The following is a 20,021-nucleotide window of genomic DNA, read 5'->3' as shown; positions in this document are numbered from 1 at the left end:
ACTTCGCCGTCGCCACGCCCCTGGCCTTTGACCTCGACATGCGCAAGCTCGTCGACGAGCTGCGCCTCGACCTCGCCGAGCCCACAGCGCGACCGTCGAGACCCCCAAGCAACCGACCACCCGCGGCGGCGAGTTCCCGAGCCTCAAGTGACGGCGACCAAGACCAGCGAGGCCTCGGAGCTCGTCGACCGGGCCCTCGAGGCGGGCGAGCTCGACGAGACGCTCGAGGCGAGCGTCGCCGAGCGGCTCACGGAGAGCGGGCGCTACTGGGCGAAGATCGGCCTCGAGCTCGTCGCCGAGGCCAAGGCCTGCCGCGGGTCGAGATCACGCAAGGCGAAGCTCGAGCTCCTGGCTATGGCGCGGAGCTGCTTCAAGACGGCCCTCGACGCGGACAAGCCGGCCGAGTTGGTTGAGGTCCGCCGGCTCGCAGACCTGCTCGACCGGCAGCGCCGCGAGGCGGGTCAAGCACAGGATCTCGCGTAGCGAAGACTGATAGGCTCCGAGGGTGAGCGCCTTCGAGCGGATCAGAAAACACGCCAGAGAAACCGGCGATCCTCCACATGTTCTCGTGCAGGTCCTGGCAGAGATGCTCGACACGAAGCTGGACGGCGGACTGCTCGTGGGCGTATTCGGACGCGCGTTTCCGGGAATCCCCTTGGAGGTGGCGCTGGAGGCCCTTGTCTGGCATCGGCTCGCCCCCGACGGCAACGGCATGAGCGACGCCGAATTCGACGCGCTCCTCGGGAAGTGGATTGCCGACGATCTCGCCAACGAGGAATGAAGCCCAAGATGAGCGCCTTCGAGAAGCTCAGGAAGCACGCCAGAGAAACCGGCGATCCGCCGCATGTCCTCGCCCAGGTCCTGGCAAAGCTCCTCGGTAGGGAGCTCTGCGGCCGAGTGATCGTGGGCGGGCTTGGGCAGGCGTTCCCGACGATTCCACTGGATGAGCTGTTGAAGGCCACGATCTGGCGTCGGGTCACCGCCGATGGCGACGGTATGAGCGACGCCGAATTCGACGCGCTCCTCGGGAAGTGGATTGCCGACGACCTCGTCAGCGAGGAGAGAAGCCCAACCTGAATGGGACAAGTCCAAGAGCTCATCGCCGCAGCCCGCCGGGCCCTCGCCCGGCCGCCGCGCTACCACGTCGAGCTCTGCACCGCGCCCACATCGTCGAGTCGCGCCTCCGCGACCACTTCCTGATCACAGCCAGCGGCGCCCACAAGGCCCGCTCCCAGGTCCGCGATGTCGAGCGCTTCGACGCCCTGCGGCCTCGGCCCCGACGCTGCGCATCCAGCTGCAGGTCCCGGTCTGGCGTGACGACGAGGGCATGCGGCCCCTCGACGTATTCGAGGCGCCCGTCCCCGACGACGTGAGCGCGCAGGAGCGCTTCGTCGAGGCCGACACGCCCCTGCGCGTGGTCTGGCGCTCCCGCCTCGACGGCCGCCTCGAGGTCGCCCAGGAGCAGGTTCGGATCCAGCGCCTGGTGGGGCTGGGAGTCGCCCAGGCCGACGTCGTCGCGCTCGTGCGCGACGCGTGGCCGAACCTGGTCGCGCGCCTGCCCCAGGCCTCGAAGCTCGAGGGCTGGGTGCAGGTCGCCACGCGCTGGGTGTCGTCCCAGCTGCGCGCGAACGGGCTCGAGCCGAGCCAGTTCCTGATGGGAGAGCGGGGGGCGGACTTGGTCGCCGCCCGCTTCGTGCTTCACGCGGCCCACAACGGGGAGGCGCCCGGGAACTTGGGCAAGGCCGAGTTCCTCGAGCTGGCCAAGGCTGCGTGGTCGCAGGCCTGGCATGACCTGGTTGTGGGCGGGAAGGGGCTCGACGTAGTCGAGATGGCCCGTGGTGGGACCCCGAAGCGCCCCACCACAGCCGGACTGTCACTTGATCTGTAGTCCCGGTCTTACCGCGAACTAGCCGCCAAGCTCATCCAATGTCGCGGACGGTCTTTCCAACGTAGGCGACAAGGATAACAACGAGGGCGAGTGCACCCAAAGTGGCGGTTTCAGCCATGAGCGTAGTCTTCTTCCGGAATTGTCCCGCTGGCGCTGGTAGCGGAAAGTTGAAAGAACAGCCAAGACGCGATATCAGAAGGTGCTTACTTCTGCTGATACCGGCAGCACCGCTGCGAGCAGCGAAGGCTCACCGTCATTGGTGAGCCTTTTCTTTACTGGCGTCGGAACAAGCAGACCACGTTCAATGATCAGAGGCAAGAGCAGCCAGCCTCTTCAAGACCCTACTTCGCAAAACTCGTTTGCACGCCCTTGCACGCCCTTGCACGCCTTGTGCACGAGCATCCACTGGAGGCCCGACGGGACCCCGTTCTCCGGGGGGCTTCCTCACGACTTGCTGGACACCATTGATGGCCCTTCATCGTCGCTCACCTAAGCATGGGCCCAACGGCTAACCCGGAGCTCGAGAACAGACGATGCAACGCACCACCATCAGCAAGCTCCGGCCGCAACTATCCCAGGTCATCACCTCGCTCCTGCCCCGGAACCCAGCGGAGAAGACCGAGCACCCCTGGACCCCCAACGAATCCGGCCGCCCCGAGGTCCCCGCATTCACCCGCCGCTTCCGCCTCGAGTTCTCCCCCCGCCACTTCACCCCCGGCGGCGAGTGGAGCTCCGGCACCGTCGACACCGCCGTCGAGCTCGCCGTGATCACCGACTACCGCGGCTCCCCCGAGCTCATCGAGGAGCTCGCCGAGGATGACTGGCAGGACCTCCGCCACGCCCTCAACGCCGCCAAGTCCCCCGAGTCCGGCATCATCGCCGTGACCTACGAGGGCAGCCCCTACGTCGACCCCGGCGAGGACGGCTCCCTCGTCCAGATCGCCCACACCTTCGAGCTGCGCTACCGCGCTCGCTACTGACCCACCACCATCCACCTGCTCGAGGCGCGCTCCCACCCGGGACCGCGCCTCGTCGCGTTGGAGCTCACCATGATCGCCCACGCCCTCCCCAAACGCGTCGCCCTCGTCCCCGAGCAGCAGTTCGCCCAGCCCCCCGCCAACTGGACCACCGACGGCCAGCTCTTCTACTGCCTCGAGCCCAGCGTCGAGGGCCTCAAGCAGGCCACCCTCGAGAACGCCAACTACCGCGTCCGCGTCAACAACCCCCACGACGACATCCTCGGCCTGCGCAACGGCACCTTCAGCTTCGGCCGCTACGTCGCCGGCATCCCCAACTCCGCCGCGCCCGGCCAGCAGTGCCCCGACGGCCCCGACCGCATCCTCTACCAGACCGCCCTCGGCGGCGCCCGCCGAGGCTACGCCGCCGCCTTCACCGGCGAGGGAACGCCCGCCCAGCCCGTCGTCGACGCCGAGCACTTCGAGCTCCTCGAGGTCGACGACTGGATCTTCGCCTTCAACACCGCAGCCCAGCGCGGCGAGTTCCACCGAATCGACGCCAAGCTCGACGGCAACGCCCTGCAGCTCGACCGCCCCCTGGCCTTCGAGCCCACGGCCAACGACGTCGCCAAGGCCGTGCTCATGGCCTACTTCGACCAGCACGCCCTGACCAAGCACGACGACCCCGGCCACCTCACCCTGGGCCTGCTGTTCCGCGGCGAGGAGGGCCCCGACGACATCTACGAGGCCCTCGGCGCCAAGCTGAGCATGACCCTCGAGGCCATCCAGCCCGGCGCACTCGTGTCCGCCCGCTTCGAGGGCCAGTGCGCCCGCTTCCGCCACGAGGAGCCCGAGCTCGACGGCGTCACCCTCGAGGGCCTCCCCGCTGGCAACGACCCCGTCGTGTCCAGCATCGGCGACGAGACCCTCGTCAAGATGGCCACCTTCGGCCAGCCCCTCGCGGACATCCCGATCCTCGGCAGCCTCGAGCCCAAGGTGGGCATCACCCACAAGCCCGTCGCTGGCGTGAACGGCCTCGAGGGCGTGCAGGGCTACGTGGGCGACGGGTGGGGCGAGTGCGGCGTTTCGTTCTCAACCTACCACTCGAAGGCGTGTCGCCAGGAGTTCGTAGGGCGGGTGCGGAAGCACCTGCTGCTGCAGGTGGGCATCGCCTCACAGCGGGCGATCGGGATGTACTGGCCGAGTTTGAGCTACCGGGAGGATCCGGGGCGTGGGGTGCAGACGGACCTCACGGCGAGCCGGTTGGTGTTTCGGGGTCACGAGCGCATGGCTTCCAGCGAGATCGGGCGCTCAAGCTTGCTCTTCCTCTTTGCTAACTAAGTCTCGCTTCTTCATTTCAAGCCATGTTGTCCCATAGATTATGACAACAGTGGCAAATATCATCAGGCTCGCAAGGGCCATGTTAAACTGAAGGAATGGAGTGACGTTAACTGTCTCCTGGTACCCCATGGCAACGGGCACAAGTTGAGTGAGTGACGACGCAGCGGGAAGTACTGAGAGGCAAAGGGGGGCGACAGTTCCCCAGTCTGGCAGCTGCCTGAGCACAAGGAATGGCAATGCCACAAGAAACACGGCTGCCAGAATGAACATGCCTATAATGTTCATTCGGATCCCTCATCAGATGGCTGTCCCTTCGTCGGCGACGTGTCGGGCAATTGTAGCAAGAGGCTTCTGACTCCTTCCGGAATGTCCGGGCGACCTGACATCTTCCTGAGAGATTCTAGGACCTGTGCTTGTTCATCGAGAACCTCACGGATATGTTCTGAGCGCTGGAGATGGGTCTCTGTGGTCTCCATGTACTGACGCAATTCAGAGAGCAACCCCTCGTATGTCTTCATTGTGTGACTGGCAAGTCGAGATTCAACAAGGTGTGCGATGGAAACTACGCCAACTCCCACAGAAAGAATGCCCAGAGTTACCCGGCTTACGCTAGTGGGAATGACACCAAACAGTGTAAGTGCAGCATATGCACAGAAACCTAGGAGCATAATGGTGCTCCATGCCTTGAGAATGATGTTCGTCCTCGACACGACGTGAGAGACTACATGGCCCTTCCCACCATCCACAACCCCACCACCCCCATCATCTTCATCGCCCGCGACGACACCGCCTGGGACCGCGACCGCATCAACTACGAGCTCGAGGTCATCGAGGGCGAGGGCGAGCCCGACCAGGACCGCCCCGTGGCCTGGGACGCCGTGGAGGACCACCCCATGGTCCGCTACCAGCTCGGCGAGACCCGCTACGACCTGACCACGGTCGAGCAGTACCTCGACCAAGCCGAGGGGCCGGTCCGCTTCCACCTTCGGCGCCTCACCCGCAATCAGCGCAACAACCTCCTCGCGCTCCAGCAGGGCGGGCAGCTCTACGCCGCCTACGAGGCCGCCTTCCGCCTGGGCGTGGAGACCATCGACGGCGTCCCCAACCTCGAGCTGCAGGCCCGCTTCAAGAAGTCGAAGACCCTCGGCGAGAAGGACATGGGGCGCATCGAGCAGCTCCTCGGCCGCGACATCTTCCACGAGGTCGGCGAGGCGGTCCTGCGCGCGAGCCAGGATCTGACGCGTGCCGAAAAAAAGCCCTCCGCCTCTGGGCCTGGCAGTTCGCCCTAGACCCGGGGGACCCCGGCCGGGCCATGCGGCTGTTCGACTGCGACCGCGAGTGCCGGGACGGCCACGGCGAGCTCCTCGACGAGCAACGGGCCCGGCGCGGGTGCACGCGCCTCGACCTCGAGCCGGTCCACTGGCTCATCGAGCCGCGCTTCCTCCTGCGCTACCTCGGCCGCGCCCCGGACCCGGGCCTCGAGGGCGAGCGCGTCTCGGGCTACCCCGTCGACTGGAAGCGTCCCTGGGAGGACGTCGCTGACGGCTGCCCGCGCGGGTGGATCGACAACCCGTTCACCCTCGCCCTGCGCCCCTTCATCCCCCGGCGCACGAGCACGGGCGCCCGCGACACGAACTACCGCCTCGAGCGCTGCGAGGACTGGCTGATCCTCGACGCGGTCGACACCTTCATCCACGAACAAGAGCGCTGCCTCGCCGAGATCGACGAGCAGCGGCACGACTTGGCCACGCAGCGCGATCGCTGACGCTCACGGCATGAAGGTCACCAAGCACAGGCCCCTCGAAGTGGCGTCGTAGGTCGCGTGAAGGACCGGGCCGTCGACGTCAAAGCTCCGTCTCCAGCATCTCTCCAGAGACGCTCTGGAACGAGCTGGGACCAGACTCCACGAGCCTCCCCTAAATTCCCTCAAACCCAGGCGCCAGCCGGTCCTACCGAAGATCCACGCCCGCGTCGTTTGCCGAACAGCTGAAAACGCCGGGCCAGGCGCCTGTGGGGGCAAAACAGAGCTCAGAGACGCCGCCGCTCGTCAACGAATCCACGCCCCCGCGAGCGGGGGCGACCACATGCCCTCTCGATGGCACGAACGCCATTGCCCACCAAGCCAAAGCGGAGGAGCGGACAGCGACGAAGCGCCCCCGGTCCCAGTCGGCTGCGGGGGCAAAATGGAACTCAGCGCGGGTTGGGTCCGAGGGCCCCGCGCTCGGCCGACCCCCAGCAGTAGACCTTGCCGCCCGACACCACGCAGGTGTGGCGGTGACCCGCGTCGATGTCGACCACCCCGCGCACGCCGTCGAGCTTCTTGGGCGTGGCCTGGTCGCGCTTGCTGCGATCGATCTGCCCCTCGGCGTTGCTGCCCCAGCAGCGCACGTCCGTGGCCGAGAACATCGCGCAGGTGTGCTCGTCTCCGGCGACCAATTTCTTCATGCCGGCCAGGCCCGACACGGCCCTGGGCGTGCGGACCTTGTCCGTGCCCGGGCCCACGCCCAGCTGACCGTCGCGGCCGTCGCCCCAGCAGCTGACCTTGCCGCCCTTGCGCAGGGCGCAGGTGTGGCTGCCGCCCGAGACCAGGGACACGGCGTCGCTCAGGCCCTGGACCGGCTTGGCGTTGATGCGCGAGGCGACGGCTCCGTCGCCGAGCTGGCCCTCGCTGTTGCGGCCCCAACACATCACCCGGCCGCCCTGCTCCACGGCGCAGGCGTGCTTGGAGCCCACGGCCACGGACACGGCCTTGGCCACGCCCGAGATGGCCCGCGGGCGCGCGAAGGCCCGCTCGGCGTCGGAGCCGATCTGCCCGTTGGCGCCCTCGCCCCAGCAAGCCACGCTGCCGTTGCCCCGCAGCGCGCAGGCGAAGGCAGCCCCCGCGGCGACCTCCCGGACCTCGGTCAGCCCGGCGACGCCCGTGGGCTTGGTGCTCCACACCCCGACCTTGGCCCCGCGCCCGTCCCCGAGCTGGCCGTCCTGGTTGTTGCCCCAGCACACCACCGAGCCCGCCTTGCGCCGGGCGCAGCTGAAGTCTCCGCCCACGGACAGGGCGACGGCGTCGCTCAACCCGAGCACGGCTACGGGGGTCGTGCTGTCGTCGCGGGTCCCGTTGCCGAGCTGGCCGTAGGAGTTGCGGCCCCAGCAGGCCACGGCCCCGGACTCCCGCAGCGCGCAGCTGTGCTGGTTCCCCGCGCTGACCTTCACGAAGGCGTCGACTTGCGGCTCCGGCGTGGGCGTTGGCCGGGGCTTTTGCGGCGTGGGCTGAGGCGTCGGCGTTGGCTTGTTCGGCGGCGGCTTGGGCGAGGTGCTCCAGGTACAGCTCAGGCTCAGAGCCACGAGTGCGGCGAGGCCGAGGCCGGGTCGACGAGCGTGCGCGATCACCGGAGCATCTTGGCGCAGGACCGTGGCCAGGACAAATCCACCCCGAGGCTCGGCCAAAACGAGTTCTGCCGGTCGTCGACGCGTCGGCCCCACCCCGCGCGACCCTCACGCTTTGAGCCATGAGTGCCGAACGAAGGTCTGTCGCTGACACAACCTAGACAATCCCCTTCGGACCGGCGGGTAGGGTCCCACGACCGTGCTGATGCCCCGTCCCTCGCGGCCCAAGGCGCCCTCGTTCATCGTTCGAGTCTCGCCCAAGGCCAAGCGCACCGAGCAGCGGCGCCTGGGCTACACGACCCTGCGCCGCCGCCTCCCGGACGCCGACTGGCCGTGCCGCTACTCGCTGTCCTACCCGGGCAAGCTGGACGAGCCGGGGCAGACGCGCGGGCCCAAGACGGTGCTCTACTTCCTGCACGGGTGGATGAGCAACGATCGCTCGTGGTTCGATCGCCGCCCCACCCGGGCGATCCGCGATCACTGGCGACGCCGCGGCGTCGCCGAGCCCGTGGTCGCGTCGATCTCCTACGGCCGCGCGTGGATCTTTGGCGTGCCGGCCCTGCGCGAGCACTTCCTGCGCCAGGTCGTACCGCGCGTCGAGGCCGAGGTTCACGCGCGCACCGACGCCCCCGTCGAGCGCCGCCTGCTCTTCGGCGTGTCCATGGGGGGCATCAACGCCGCCTACCTAGCCCTCAACGAGCCCGACTTCGCGGACCGAGTCGTCGCCGCCTCGCCGGCCTTCCACGACCTGACCCCGTGGAGCGGGCCGGCCGAGATCCACCGCTACGCCCGAAGCAGCCGCGCGTTCACGCCGGCCGTGGGCGTGGCCACCGGCTTTTGCCGGCTCAAGATGGGCCCGCAGTTTGCGAGCCGGGCCGAGTTCGACCTCGAGGGGGACATCTTCGCCCTCGCCCAGCGCAACCTCGGCCCCGCGACCCCGCCCCTGCTGATCACCTCCGGACAGCGCGACCTGTTCGGCTTTGACCAGGGCGCCGGCAAGCTGACGCAGCTCGCCGAGGACCACGGCGCGACGGTCCGGCTGGTGCGCATGCCCAAGGCCGGGCACGCGAGGATCCCCACCCAGCCCGTGGCCGACTTCCTGCTGCCGCCTGGGACTTAGACGCTGTCAACGGATCCACGCCCCCGCGAGCGGGGGCGACCCCATGCCCTCTCCAGGGCACGAACACCATTGCCCACCAAGGCAAAGCGGAGGAGCGGATAGCGACGAAGCGCCCCCGGTCCTCAGATGCCTGTGGGGGTAGAGCAGAACTCACCGGGCGTAGCGCAGCATCGGCGCGCCTTCGTAGTGCGCGGCGTCGAGGGCTTCGATGGCCGCGGCGTCGCCCCGCAGCGTCGCCCCCAGGAAGGCGGCCGTGAAGTGGTGCACGGTGTCGAGGGCGTCGCGTTTGTCCCACGCCGGATCGCTGCAGATGTAGCCCTGCTCGAACGCGGGCAGGGCCGCCGTCCAGGGCTGGTCTTCGCAGTCGGTCATCGGGAGGAAGTGCTCCCCGCCCTCGAGCCCGACGAGGTAGCGCTCGCTGCTGCTCACGTGGTCGAAGGTCAGCTGCGTTCCCCAGTCCCACGGCGTGCCGGTGTCCGCGGTGCCGCCCAGGGCCATGACCGGGATGGTGACCGCCTCCAGGCCGCTGGGGCCGAATAGGTAGGCGTCGCCAGCGAGGGAGACGACGGCGTCGACGCGGGGGTCGGCGAGCGAGGGCGCGCCAGCGAGGGCGTCTTGCTGGTCGAGGAAGGTCGTACAAAAGTACGCCGCGCTGAACTCGTCTTCGACCCCTTCGCAGCGCTCGGCGAAGCCCTCGAGGTCCATCTGGGCGCCCGCGAGGGCGAGGGCCGTGTAGCCGCCGTAGGAGTGGCCGACGACGGCGACGGCCTCAGTGTCGATGTGGCTGGCGAAGGCCCCCGCCTCGGCGAAGTCGAGGGTCGCGCTGACCTCGGCCGGGCGGCTTAGCGTCGCGGGCACGACGTCGGTGAACCAGTCGGACTCGGCGTGCTCGGGCGCGAGCACGAAGAAGCCGTGGGAGGCGAGGTGCTCGGCGAGGGTCCGGTACCACTCGGGGTTGCCCGAGAAGCCGTGCGAGAGGACCACGAGCGGATACGGGCCGCCGTCGGCGATCGGGGCGTCGAGGGCGGCCTCGCCGCGGATCGTGGCCGGCTCGGCGGGCCAGCCTGGGAGCTTGATCGTGATCGAGTAGTCGATCGCCCCGGCCTCGACGGTGGTCGGGTACCAGGCCTTGATCTCCAGGCCCTCGGCGTTCACGACCTGGTAGCCAACGGCGTGGTCCCCCGCGTCGACGAAGGCGGCGTCGCAGTTGGGTTCGCACGAATCGGGAGACTCGGCGTCGGGTCCAGCGCACGCGGTGAGGGCCAGGGGAAGCAGGAGACCGAAGGTCCAGGGGCGGGTCATGCCCTTGGAGTAGTGCGGGCCGCGGTCGCTCGGTACGCGGAATCTCGTTGGGCCTCCATGCATCCACGCATGGAGTCCCCGTACCCTCACTGGACCTTGATCTCGAAGCGCTGGTTGACGATCGTCGGCGCCGGGGCCTTCGCGTAGCGCCAGCTCCGAGCGTCCTGGGTGATGCAGCGGCTCAAGCTCGGGCTCGGGCTGTGATCGACGAGCACACCCCGGACCTCGCCGTCGTGGCCGATGGTGTAGCTCAGGTCGACGGTCCCGCGCAGGGAGTCGTCCCTGGACTTGGACACCGCCGTGCTCAAGCACGCGTTCAGCCCGCGGAGCCGCGCCTTGGTCTGACGCCGGATCGCCGTGGAGTCGTAGTGACCGCTCGCGTGAGTCCGAGCCAGGCGCAGCTCGTGGCGTTTGCTTCGACGCGAGCGACACTTTCGGCAGCCCTTCCCCGACCCACCGCCGCCCTTGCCGATCAGCCCGGTGTTGCCCAGCCCGATCGTGCCGCTGCCCGTGCCTCCGCCTCCGCGGCCGGTCCCGATCAGCCCCAGGCCGCCCGCGCCGCCCCCTCCCCCGGTCCCCACGAGCCCCTCCCAGAGGGTGTCGTCGTGCCCCACGGCGAAGCTGCCCGCGTAGGGGCTCGCCGAGAAGTGTCCCCGCTCCTCGGCGAGGGCGCCGAGGATCCCCGCGTTGCGTCGCGCCAGCTCGGGGTCGAAGCCTCGCGTCTTCGCACCGCGCCGGGGCTCGGGCCGCCCCGGTCGCCCAGGAGTCCCGCCACGTCCCTCGCGCTCAGACGCTCGCTCGCGGGTGACCTTGCCCTTCGTCGGACCGCCCTGCCCGACCTTGCCGGGCTCGCAGATGGGCGGAGGCGGCGGAGGTGGTGGAGGCGGCGGGGGAAGCTTCATGGCCTCGGGGATCGGCCGGTCCACGGGGGCGAGGTAGCGGGTGTAGCGAGGCTCCGACGCCTCGGCCGCGATGAATTCGAGGGACGGCGTGGCTCGCATGAGGCCCGCGAAGGTCAGGGCGAGGGTGAGCACGCCCAGGAGGCTGGCGGCGAAGCCCCTATCTTCTGGGGTCCTCGGAGCCACGGAGATGCTCCGCTCGAGCCGCGCCTCGCTCGTGGGGCGGACCTCGACGCGCACCTCGTCGAAGTCGAGGGTCGCCCCCTTCGCGCCGCACTCGCCCACACCCAGAACAAAGACCCGTCCCCCCTCGACGCGAACCACCTCGAGGCGATCGCTCCCGATGCCGAGGATCAGGTCGGCCGCGGGGCTCTCGCCGATGGCGAAGCTCCCGCGGCCGCGGAGGTGGATGACGTCGAGGGTCGTGCCCCGGTAGCTCACGCGTACTTCGACGAGCATCGAGGGGCCGCTAACGGCTCGCAGGCGCGATGGGTTCTCGAGACCGCGAAGATCGGCGCCCAGCCCCTACCGAGAAAGACAGCCGCCCACGGGTTCAACGCCAGCTGAGTCCGTGGACGATGCTTTCGTGGATCATGGGTCCCGGAGCGGCCGGGGTGGGCGACTGCTAGCATCGCGCCATGGACGAAAGCGGCGAATTCGTCGACGCGGCGGTCCCCGAGCTCCTGGCCCTCGGCGTCGAGCTCTTCGTCCGCGGCGAGGACTCCCGCGCCCGGCTCATGGGACCCGCCCAGATCCGCGCCCGCTCCCGCGGCGAGGTCGAGAAGCCCGAGACCATCAACGCCCGCACCCGCAAGCCCGAGCGCGGCGGCCTGCACTGCGCGCGCATCTTCGGGCCGACCGAGGACCTGCGCTGCCTGTGCGGCAAGTACCAGGGCGAGCGCCACCGCGGGACGACCTGCGAAAAGTGCGGCGTCGAGGTGCTGCCGAGCGCGGTCCGGCGCGAGCGCATGGCCCACGTCGAGCTCGTCGCCCCCGTCGTCCACCCGCTCTTCGCCCCCGCCATCGCGCGCTTGCTCGGCCTCGATCTCGAGCAGCTCGGCGCCCTGGGCGAAGGCGCCGCCCGCTTCCTCGGCGTTGGCCGCATCGACCGCGACGCCGAGGTCGACACCCTCGGCGGCCGGGCCATCCACGACGCCCTGGCCAGCGTCGACATGCAGCGCATGTTCGCCGACGACGCCCTCGCGCCCCTGGCCGAGTACCTGACCCCGACGGACCTGACCCTCGCGGTCTTGCCCGTGCTGCCCGCGGGCCTCCGCCCCGTCGAGGTCGGCAACGACGGGCGCGTGACGAGCTCCGACCTCAACGACCACTACCGGCGCATCGTCAACCGCAACAACCGCCTGCGCCGCCTGGTCGAGCTCGAGGCCCCGGCGATCATCTTGCACAACGAGTACCGCTTTTTGCAGGGGGCCGTCGACGCCCTGGTCCACAACGAGGTGTTGCCGGAGCCCCTGAAGATCCGCGGGCGGGCGCTTCGATCGCTGGGCGCCGCAGCTCGGGCGCGCCTCGACGCCCTCGGGCTGCCCTCGATCCCCGCGCTGTTGGGCCGAGGCGCGGACGGGCTCCCCCGCCCTGCCTCGGCGCCGCTGCTCGACGACGAAGACGAGTACGACTTTTGACGGCTCAGAGACTGTGAGCAACTCACAGTCTCTGACGATTTTAGCCGTCGTGGACGATGCCACGCCCTCCCTGCCCCACGTCCACGACTCAGAGGGTCGGCCAAAACGAGTTTTGCCCGACCCTCTGTCTAGTTTAGCCGTCGTGGACGACGCCACGCCCTCCCTGCCCCACGTCCACGACTCAGAGACTGTGAGTAAATCACAGTCTCTGACGATTTTAGCCGTCGTGGACGATGCCACGCCCTCCCTGCCCCACGTCCACGACTCAGATCAGCCGTCACCGAAGCGAGGCTTCGGCCTACCAAGGATGAAGCGAGCCCTCGCTGACTACCGAGTGGTCAGTTTCTTATCAGAGACTGTCAATCTTTAACCCGGGGTGCGGAGAACCTGAACGATGTCGGGATCTTGGCCCGCAACCCGCCGAAAAGACAGGCCTTTCCCCAGATCCCTCTCTATCCCTCTCGTCCACCTCTTCCACGGTGGAACCGCAGACTCGCAGCACAACGACAGCACATGTGCTGCGACACGAAGAAGCCGGCCTCGCTGATTCAGCGAGGCCGGCTTCTTGCACCTCGTGAGGGGGAGCTCGAGCTTCAACCCGTGTCGGCGAGCCACTCGAGCACGGCGTCACGCCGGAAGCGGATCAACCGTCCAACACGCAACACCCCCGGGATCTCACCGCGCGCGACCGCTTCGTAGATCGTCTTGCGGCTGACTCTCAACAGCGCCGCGAGCTCCTCGGCCTTGAGGTACTCAGGCAAGCTCGCGGCTCGCGGGTTCATGGCTAGGAGCGCTCCCGATGGGGTGCGAGGATCTCTGAGAGCTCATATGGCGCTTCGAACGCTCCTGTCCGCATGTGCGCGACGCTGGTCCAGACAAACTTGGCGAGACACCCGAAGAGGACGGCGAAGTGCTCTTCCGAGTCGCTCGTCCAGTCTCCCGTGTCCAAGCAGTAGTCGCGCACCTCTCGCATGAACTCCGCGACCATGGCGGCGAACTCGGGATCATCGGCTTCGGCCACAACTTCAGCGCAGTGCTGCTCGAGGCCTTCCATGAACAGTTGGGACGGGGTCAGGTTGGGTTGCATGGTGATCTTCCTCGATGGTTCAGGTGTGGACGGAGTAGGTGCGCCAAGCGCTGGGGACCGGGCTCCCGGAGTCGATCGCGTAGTCGTGACCGCCGTCGCTCATGCCGAGGACGTCGATGCCCCACTGGCCGACGGCGGCCCAGATCTCTGGGCCCGGATCATTCCCCCGGGAGGCTGAGCTCTGCCGATGGGCGTAGACCTGGCGAATGCCTGCAGCTCGCAGCCGGCGAAGCAGCAGACGACCCGACTCTGCCTGCGCCGGCGTGAGCACGTCGCGGCCGTAGACGTCGGGCTTCCACCACGTGCCCTTGGCCGACTGGAGGTTGCCCGCGAACTCGATCGCCACCGAGCGCGAGTTGAAGCCGTCCGAGGCCGACAAGCGCGCGCTCATGGGGTGGAGTTGAGCGACGGTCCCATCAGGCAGGACGATGAAGTGCGCGGTGACCTTGCGGTAGCGGGTCGGGTCGCTCCCCCGGGAAAAGGACATCTGGTGAAGCACGACCGCGTCGACGGGGACGCGTCGCTTGGACCGCTTGCTCTCCGGCGTGTCTGCGGTCATGTCGAGGATCGTCAGCCGATTCGCCCGGACATGCGTGACCAGGGCGAAGGCCCCGAAGGCGAGCACGGGGGACAGGCCGATCAGCACGGCGATCATCGTCAGGACCTCTCAGCCATCTCGGCGAGGATGCGGCGGGTCTTCTTGGTGACCAGGCCCGGGAAGCGCGAGAGCTTGGCGGCGCAGGCGATCGCGTCGTCGGGGAGCGGGTTGTGGCGCTGGACGAGCGCGAGGTGACCGACGGGGACGCGGATGTATGCGTCGTTGCGGCCCTTGGGGAGCTTGAGTACGGCGGAGGTGCGGCCGTTGTTCGTCTCGATCATCTGGACCTCGAGGACGACGGACTCGCGGATCCCCAGACCCGCCGCGATCTGGGAGCGCTTGCGGAAGCGGACGAGATCCTTGCGCTCGAGCTTGAGCGCGCCGCGACTGCTAGCGGCCGACTTCTTCGCCCTGGTCGACTTCTTCGCCGTGGTCGACTTCTTCGCCGTGGTCGACTTCTTCGCCGTGGTCGACTTCTTCGCCCTGGTCGACTTCTTCGCCGCGGTGGGCATCTTCGCCGCGGTCGGCTTCTTCACCGCGGTCGACTTCTTCGCCGTGGTCGACTTCTTCGCCGTGGTCGACTTCTTCGCCGCGGTGGCCTTCTTTGCCGCGGTCGGCTTCTTCGCCGCCGTCGGCTTCTTCGCCGCCGTCGGCTTCTTCGCCGCCGTCGACTTCTTCGCCGCCGTCGGCTTCTTCACCGCCGTCGGCTTCTTCGCCGCCGTCGGCTTCTTCGCAGCCGTCGGCTTCTTCGCCGTGGTCGACTTCTTCGCTGCGGTGGGCTTCTTCGCCGCGGTCGACTTCCTGCTCGTCTTCGACCCCTTCTTGCTGCTCTTGTTCATGGTCTTCTCCGCTGCCGCGGCCTCCCGCTCGGCCCGCTTCGCTGCCTGCACCTCTCGCCGCCGCCACTGCTTCGCCCACTTCACGCGTTTGGGCCCGAGCTTCGCCAGCCGCGCGAGGGAGATGTTCTTTGGGTGCCGCTGCGCGAGCTCGAGGTACTCCGCGTACTCGGCCTCGACCCGCGCCACGTCGAGGTTCCCTCCCGTCGGAGCGTCAAAGGTGACCCGCGCGCTGTCGTAGTCCGAAGGAAAGAGCGCCCCCAGCCACGGCCCAGCCACACGAAACGCCGCTGTCTCGTCATCTCCGAGGCGGTCGAGCAGCGTCGCCCCCATGCGGTGCATGAAGTCGTCAAAGCCCCCCTTGGCCTTCCACTCCGTGCGCAGCGGCAACGTCCCACGCAGCTCCCAGGGCTCGCCCAAGGCCTTGAAATGGCTCTCTTTCGTCTTGCGGCTCCACGCGAGCCAGCCGCGTCGCCCCTTGAGCACCATCGCCACGAGGATCGTCTCGTCGAGGCTCATGCCCTTGGGCAGCCTGACCAGCTCCAGCGTCGTCCCCTTCTTCGCCGTGAAGTGCTTGAGGATCGACTTCGCCGTCACGGCCTTGCCCCGCGCGTTGACGGGCCCGTAGGTCACGCCCTCGACCGGATCCGTGAGCCAATAGACGGAGCGCCCGCTGAACCGTCCGTGCTGGACGTCCGCGACGCTCAGCCCTTGCTTGGCGAGGCGAGGCCGAACCTTGTTGGGGATCTTGGCGAGTACGTGCCCCACGGTCGAAGGAGCAACAGCGCCAGCGTAGACGTGCAGGTCCTCGCCGAGGCGCTCGACCAGCCTGGCCATGGACATGTCTTCCATGGCCCTCACCCGGGGCTCGATCTTGGCGCCCTCGGGCAGCGCTCCGCTCCAGCGGCTGATCGGGGTCTCCTTGCCGTCCGCGGTGATGACCGCAGGCGGTGCCAGGGTGACCCCGTGCAAGCGAAAGGGCTTGTCGCGCTCGTAGATGACGCCGGTGGGCACGACCCGAGACAACCAGTACTGCTGTGCCTCGAAGTCATCGGCGGCCGGGATGAACTCGGGGCGACCTTCGGCCTTACTCTTGCCCACACGGCTGCGCGTCACCGCGTTGCGGGCCTCAGCGGTCGCGTCTGCGATCCCGCCGCCTGCCTTGGGGAAGAACTCCGGGTCCTCGTCGACCTGGCAGAGCATGAACGAGCGCGACTTGTTGTTGAGCCCGGCCATCGACGGCGGGCAGGTGCCCACGGCGTGTTTTTGGATCGCCGGGCACAGCGTCACGGAGACGTCGCCCTCCTCGCGGACAAAGCACGAGGTCTTCGGGATGTTCTTCCAGTACCGAATCGAGACCGTCGAGCTCTTCTTGCGATGCGCGACCCAGGCCTGGTTGAGTTCTTGGATCTTCTTCGGGATCTCGGGGCTCGTCTTGGCCATGGTCTTCGCTCGGGGATGCTTGGGTGGCTTGGGTTTCGCGGCGCTCTTGGTCTTGGGCGCGGATGGTTGGCCAGTATCCTCCCGAACGGTGGCCAAGAGCGCCGCGATCGCGTCGCCCTCGCTGGCGTACTGCCCCTCGGCGAAGAAGCCGTGGTCCTTGGGTCCACGCAGCTTGACCTTGGTCTTGCGCCCCGCGGGCGCGACCCCACGCTGAGCCGAGGAGAACCCCTTGACCCAATAGACCTTCAGTCGCCGGTTCTCGCGGTCGTAGCTCGACAGCTCGGGGTGCAGGCGCCAGTACGCCAGGTTGAAGCGACGCTCCGTCAGCTCGCCCTTGCTCTTCGCTTCGCGCACGACCTCGAGCAAGGCCCGAGCGTCGGCCTGCCGCGCCAGCTTCTGCCTCGCGTGCCGAGCCTCGCGCTCGCGGTCGTCGGCGTCGGCCTTGTCCTCGAGTTTGTCGAGGCTCAGGACCCCCGTGCACAGCCGCGAGGCGTCATCGCGCTCGGGAAAGCGGACGTCGTAGATGTCCCACAGCACTCGCTGGGCCACGGAGGTCTCGATCCGACACAGCTGCGTGTAGACCTCCTCGGCCCGGCGCGAGCCGTCATAGAGCGTCGGGTCGAGGGCCAAGCGCATGCGCTCGTCCCAGTCCTCGAGGCGCGCAAGGATCTCGGCGTGGGCTTTCTTCGCCAGCGCTGGAGTCGCGGGCTCGTTCTTGCCGAGGAGCCCCTCAAAGGCCCGCCCTTCGTAGTTGCGCCGGATCTGCCAGGGCGAGTCCCGGACGCGGGCGTCGAGGGTCGAACGCGAGTACCAATCCCGCACATGGCCTTTCGTGGCCTGTTCGAGCTGGGTCCTCCACGTGCGCGCGAACTCGGTGACCGCCACAACCCGAGGGTCCTCGTCGATGCTGCGCAAGATCCCCCCGAACTCCGCGCGGCCGTAGGTCTCGCCGCGCTCGGGAGCCGGGGGCCAGGCCCCGGACTCGAACGCGAGCTTGCCCCGGACGCGGGCCAACACCTCGGTGCCCTCTCCGGCGCGGAGCAGGCGATGCTTGTTGAGCCACGCTCGGAGCTTGGCCCCCACCCCCTGACACTCGGCGTCCTCGAAGGCTGCCCGGAGCTTCGGGAAGTCTGGGTGACGATCTCCGGGCCGGATACCGTGCGAGGCCGCGAGGGTGGCGATGTCGAGCGCTGGCTTCTTGCCCGAGCTCGTGCCCGCCTCTACATACTCGACCGCCACCGAGACCCCCCGGCCCCGCAGCTGCGCCGCCACGGCCTCGATCTTCGCCCGCGGCTGCTGCGTCCCCCGGGTTCGCTGGACGTACCACCCACAGCCCGTGGGCAAGTTGGGCGAGTAACGGAAGCGGTACGGCGAGCGCAGGGCCTTGATGACGTCCTTGTGCGTCTTCGTGTCGCCACACAAGAGCACGCCCCCGTCGACGCTGTAGCGCAGCACCAGGTCAGCCTTGGCCTCTTGCGCGGTCTCCTCGCCAAACAAGCTCCCCGGTCGCTGGATCTCCAGCGCCTTGCCGACCTCCCAGCTCCGATCCGGCTTGGCCGCGACGCCCCCATCGGCTTGTCGGAACCAGACCCGAACCCGGTCCCCCTCCGCCTGAACCTTGCGAATCTCTCGCTCCCCGTCGCCGGGGATCCGCACCACGTCAGCGACGCGGAGCTGTCGCGCCTCGATCTTCATCGCTCAGGCCTCGATCTCGAAGTCCCAGCGCGCCACGAAGATCGTCCCGTGCTCGGGGTCCTCGTCCAGCGCCCGGATCGCCACGTCCCCGCGGAGCGAGTCCTCGGTGAACATCACCTGCTCGAGCGGCCCCTTGGATCCGATGTGGATCATCTTGACGAGCTCCCGGTCCTGGTACCAGGCCAGCTCCTTGGTCCGATAGGGCAGCACCAGGTCATAGGGCGTGCCCGGCTGCACGTGGTAGGTCTCCTTGGTCTTCGAGCTCGGGGTAAAGGTCGCGGCCGGCTTGCCTCGACTCCCGTAGCCCGTCTTTTTTGGAGATCCATCCCGAGCCGCGACCAGCACCTTCGAGCGCGGGACCTCGATCAGCTTCCCAACCCGGAACCCGTGCCCCGCGTGGCTGCCGTGGTGCTCGGCGTGGGCGATCGGCCCCTGGATCCGCGCGCGGATCATCGTCTTCTCGACGCTCAGCACCTTGGCCGTCACGAACTCTTGCCGCGTGTTCTCGTAGGGGCCCGAGGGCTCGCTCTCGACGGCGACGATCACCACGTCCTCTTGGGTGAGGTTGTCGAGCACCTCATCGTTGGGCGTGAAGTCCCCCGGGAACATCTCGATCAACTCCTTGGTGAGCTCGTCGTCGAGCTCGTCCTGGCTGATGTAGTGCCCCTTCGTCGCCCAGTGCTTGGGCGTGGGCTCCTCGTCCTCGCCGTCGTCATCATTGGCGTAGGGATCGCGGGGCGGCTTGCTCGGGGTCGGCCCGATCTTGGGCTCCCGCTCAGGCTTGGTCTGCTTGGCCTTGTGCCGGCGCCACAGCCAGATGCCCCCGCCGACCAACGCGGCGAGGCCCACCCCGGCGGCGACAAAGCCGACGACTTTCATGGTGTTCATGAGTTCCTCCTCAAAGGTGGTGGCTGGGGCTCAGCGATCGAGCTCCCAGCCAAAGGTCATCTGTCCGTGGCTGCCGGCCTCGACGGCCTCGACGCGGGCAACGAGGGTCATGGGCCGACCCTTGATGCCCACCACGGGGAAGGCCGCGCCGTCGTCGCTCACGAAGGCCGCTGCGACGGCGCGGCGACTCGGGACGATCAGCGGGACGTGATCAGGGTTGGCCAGCGCGGCCTCGATCGTCGCCGCGTCGCTGCTCTCGTCCGGGATGCGCTCCGCGGGGACCCAAGCGACGGTGACGATCGGCGCGCGCCGACGGGGAAGGTAGCGCCCGGTGGTCCGCGACAGCGCGGTCCAGGCGACGAAGCGCAGCCCTCGAGCATCGCGGGGCAGCACGGCGAAGTGCCACGTCGGGGAGCCGTCCCCGTCGAAGCGCCGAACCGTGCTGCGGCAGACCGTGGTCACGGCACCAGCTCCGCAGCGCCGAGGTAGTCGGGCCAGGCCAGGGGGACCTTGGTGTAGAGCACGTCCTCGGACAGGCCCAGGGCCAGGGCCGCCTCGGTCGCGTTGCGCCGGCTGGTGCGCGAGCGCGGGTTGTCCTCGTTGGCGTCAGCGACGAGCTTGGGCGAGGCCAGGCCGCGCTTGAGCGCGAGGATCGTCCGGTGCTGCGGCGGGAGCTCGCGGAACTCCCGACGGTTGACCAGACGAAACACGTAGTCGACGAAGAACACCGTCGAGCGCCACGGGTGAAAGACGTCGTAGGGCGTGACCTTGCCCCGGCGCAGGGCGTCCGTCCCCCGCCACGGCGCCAGCGCGTTGGCGGGGATCATCCCGTAGGGCCCGCCGCTGCCGAAGATCCACATGCGCCGCGGAAAGGGCGACTCGAGGTAGGCGCTCTCGTTGCGGTCGTAGGCGATCGCGGCGGCGTCGGACTCGTGGACCTGGACCTC

The 20,021-nt window shown here is 68.5% G+C and carries 20 protein-coding genes; 10 read left to right on the top strand and 10 right to left on the bottom strand.

The features are described from left to right. Nucleotides 1-147 precede the first annotated feature (147 nt). The 8 genes from PPSIR1_RS17515 (at nt 148) to PPSIR1_RS17480 (ending at nt 5,950) form a co-directional block, all read left to right on the top strand. Nucleotides 148-483 (top strand): hypothetical protein, encoded by a 336-nt coding sequence (locus PPSIR1_RS17515; protein ID WP_006972437.1) that lies wholly within the window; start codon nt 148-150, stop codon nt 481-483. Between the two features lie 22 nt (nt 484-505). Further along, complete coding sequence (locus PPSIR1_RS17510; protein ID WP_157595658.1) at nt 506-781, top strand: hypothetical protein; 276 nt, start codon at nt 506-508, stop codon at nt 779-781. Between the two features lie 8 nt (nt 782-789). Beyond that, nucleotides 790-1,077, top strand: coding sequence for a hypothetical protein (locus tag PPSIR1_RS17505; RefSeq protein ID WP_157595657.1), 288 nt, complete (start codon nt 790-792; stop codon nt 1,075-1,077). Between the two features lie 250 nt (nt 1,078-1,327). Continuing rightward, a complete protein-coding gene (locus PPSIR1_RS17500) occupies nt 1,328-1,888 on the top strand; it encodes a hypothetical protein (RefSeq protein WP_006972434.1) in 561 nt (186 codons plus the stop codon). 533 nt (nt 1,889-2,421) lie between these two features. Beyond that, a complete protein-coding gene (locus tag PPSIR1_RS17495; RefSeq protein WP_006972433.1) occupies nt 2,422-2,868 on the top strand; it encodes a hypothetical protein in 447 nt (148 codons plus the stop codon). 69 nt (nt 2,869-2,937) lie between these two features. Next, the gene (locus PPSIR1_RS17490; protein ID WP_157595656.1) at nt 2,938-4,185 is read left to right on the top strand and encodes a hypothetical protein; all 1,248 of its coding nucleotides are present in this window, start codon (nt 2,938-2,940) and stop codon (nt 4,183-4,185) included. Nucleotides 4,186-4,910: 725 nt separating this feature from the next. After that, nucleotides 4,911-5,474, top strand: a complete 564-nt coding sequence (locus PPSIR1_RS17485) for a hypothetical protein (RefSeq protein WP_006972431.1) — start codon at nt 4,911-4,913, stop codon at nt 5,472-5,474. A 23-nt stretch (nt 5,475-5,497) separates the two neighbouring features. Beyond that, complete coding sequence (locus PPSIR1_RS17480) at nt 5,498-5,950, top strand: hypothetical protein (RefSeq protein WP_006972430.1); 453 nt, start codon at nt 5,498-5,500, stop codon at nt 5,948-5,950. A 425-nt stretch (nt 5,951-6,375) separates the two neighbouring features. Here PPSIR1_RS17480 and PPSIR1_RS17475 read toward each other — a convergent pair whose 3' ends face one another. Further along, nucleotides 6,376-7,569, bottom strand: coding sequence for an RCC1 domain-containing protein (locus tag PPSIR1_RS17475; RefSeq protein ID WP_198154534.1), 1,194 nt, complete (start codon nt 7,567-7,569; stop codon nt 6,376-6,378). Between the two features lie 202 nt (nt 7,570-7,771). Between PPSIR1_RS17475 and PPSIR1_RS17470 the strand changes: the two genes are divergently transcribed. Then, entirely contained in the window at nt 7,772-8,686 is a 915-nt protein-coding gene (locus PPSIR1_RS17470; RefSeq protein WP_232296503.1) for an alpha/beta hydrolase-fold protein, read from the top strand. A gap of 150 nt (nt 8,687-8,836) precedes the next feature. On the opposite strand, the gene PPSIR1_RS17465 is transcribed toward PPSIR1_RS17470, so the two are convergent. Both PPSIR1_RS17465 and PPSIR1_RS49380 read right to left on the bottom strand, forming a co-directional pair. Further along, nucleotides 8,837-9,988, bottom strand: coding sequence for an alpha/beta hydrolase family protein (locus PPSIR1_RS17465; RefSeq protein WP_006972427.1), 1,152 nt, complete (start codon nt 9,986-9,988; stop codon nt 8,837-8,839). Between the two features lie 86 nt (nt 9,989-10,074). Next, the gene (locus PPSIR1_RS49380) at nt 10,075-11,346 is read right to left on the bottom strand and encodes a hypothetical protein (protein WP_198154533.1); all 1,272 of its coding nucleotides are present in this window, start codon (nt 11,344-11,346) and stop codon (nt 10,075-10,077) included. Between the two features lie 179 nt (nt 11,347-11,525). Here PPSIR1_RS49380 and PPSIR1_RS51265 point away from each other — a divergent pair, with 179 nt between their 5' ends. Next, nucleotides 11,526-12,527 carry a DNA-directed RNA polymerase beta' subunit gene (locus tag PPSIR1_RS51265; protein ID WP_006972425.1) on the top strand — a complete coding sequence of 334 codons (1,002 nt, stop codon included), beginning with the start codon at nt 11,526-11,528 and terminating at the stop codon, nt 12,525-12,527. Nucleotides 12,528-13,120: 593 nt separating this feature from the next. Here the strand turns inward: PPSIR1_RS51265 and PPSIR1_RS17450 are convergent. From PPSIR1_RS17450 to PPSIR1_RS50200, 7 genes are read right to left on the bottom strand one after another with little or no spacing between them, the layout of a single operon-like run. Continuing rightward, the gene (locus tag PPSIR1_RS17450) at nt 13,121-13,309 is read right to left on the bottom strand and encodes a helix-turn-helix domain-containing protein (RefSeq protein ID WP_006972424.1); all 189 of its coding nucleotides are present in this window, start codon (nt 13,307-13,309) and stop codon (nt 13,121-13,123) included. Between the two features lie 2 nt (nt 13,310-13,311). Continuing rightward, nucleotides 13,312-13,614 carry a hypothetical protein gene (locus PPSIR1_RS17445; protein WP_006972423.1) on the bottom strand — a complete coding sequence of 101 codons (303 nt, stop codon included), beginning with the start codon at nt 13,612-13,614 and terminating at the stop codon, nt 13,312-13,314. A 19-nt stretch (nt 13,615-13,633) separates the two neighbouring features. After that, nucleotides 13,634-14,269 (bottom strand): peptidoglycan recognition protein family protein, encoded by a 636-nt coding sequence (locus PPSIR1_RS17440; protein WP_006972422.1) that lies wholly within the window; start codon nt 14,267-14,269, stop codon nt 13,634-13,636. Between the two features lie 2 nt (nt 14,270-14,271). Next, nucleotides 14,272-18,186 (bottom strand): hypothetical protein, encoded by a 3,915-nt coding sequence (locus PPSIR1_RS46195; protein ID WP_198154532.1) that lies wholly within the window; start codon nt 18,184-18,186, stop codon nt 14,272-14,274. A gap of 3 nt (nt 18,187-18,189) precedes the next feature. Then, nucleotides 18,190-19,074, bottom strand: a complete 885-nt coding sequence (locus PPSIR1_RS17430; RefSeq protein ID WP_006972421.1) for a hypothetical protein — start codon at nt 19,072-19,074, stop codon at nt 18,190-18,192. A 30-nt stretch (nt 19,075-19,104) separates the two neighbouring features. Then, the gene (locus PPSIR1_RS17425) at nt 19,105-19,536 is read right to left on the bottom strand and encodes a hypothetical protein (RefSeq protein ID WP_006971261.1); all 432 of its coding nucleotides are present in this window, start codon (nt 19,534-19,536) and stop codon (nt 19,105-19,107) included. Beyond that, a complete protein-coding gene (locus tag PPSIR1_RS50200) occupies nt 19,533-19,934 on the bottom strand; it encodes a hypothetical protein (protein WP_006972420.1) in 402 nt (133 codons plus the stop codon). The genes PPSIR1_RS17425 and PPSIR1_RS50200 overlap by 4 nt, the downstream gene beginning before the upstream one ends. Between the last annotated feature and the right edge of the window lie 87 nt (nt 19,935-20,021).

Origin of the sequence: Plesiocystis pacifica SIR-1 (genome assembly GCF_000170895.1) — a bacterium.
Classification (GTDB): Bacteria; Myxococcota_A; Polyangia; order Nannocystales; family Nannocystaceae; genus Plesiocystis; species Plesiocystis pacifica.
The sequence above is the reverse complement of the archived record's forward strand: the minus strand, read 5'-3'. Positions and strand labels throughout refer to the sequence as shown.